Source organism: Streptomyces sp. GbtcB7, assembly GCF_019091445.1.
GTDB lineage: Bacteria > Actinomycetota > Actinomycetes > Streptomycetales > Streptomycetaceae > Streptomyces > Streptomyces mirabilis.
This window is the reverse complement of record NZ_JAGXJM010000156.1, coordinates 1-392: the sequence shown is the minus strand read 5'-3', so window position 1 is coordinate 392 and position 392 is coordinate 1. Positions and strand designations below refer to the sequence as shown.

Annotated in this window: 1 protein-coding gene; it reads left to right on the top strand. The window is 70.7% G+C overall.

The annotated features are described in order from the left end of the window. Positions 1-392: alpha-amylase family glycosyl hydrolase (locus KVT44_RS55645; protein WP_254651241.1), on the top strand; the 392-nt coding region annotated here is incomplete at both ends.

Here is a 392-nt window from a genome sequence, read left to right as displayed (position 1 = left end):
GTGCACGAGGCACCGCTGTCCGTGTACGAGGTCCACCTGCCCTCCTGGCGCCCGGGCCTGACCTACCGCCAACTGGCCGAGCAACTGCCCGCCTACGTCTCCGACCTGGGCTTCACCCATGTCGAGCTGATGCCGGTCGCCGAACACCCCTTCGGCGGCTCCTGGGGCTACCAGGTCACCGGCTTCTACGCCCCCACCGCCCGGCTGGGCACCCCCGACGACTTCAAACACCTCGTCGACGCCCTGCACCAGGCCCAGATCGGCGTCCTCATGGACTGGGTACCGGCCCACTTCCCGCGCGACGCATGGGCCCTCGCCGAATTCGACGGACGCCCCCTCTACGAACACGCGGACCCACAGCGGGCCGCCCACCCCGACTGGGGCACCCTCGA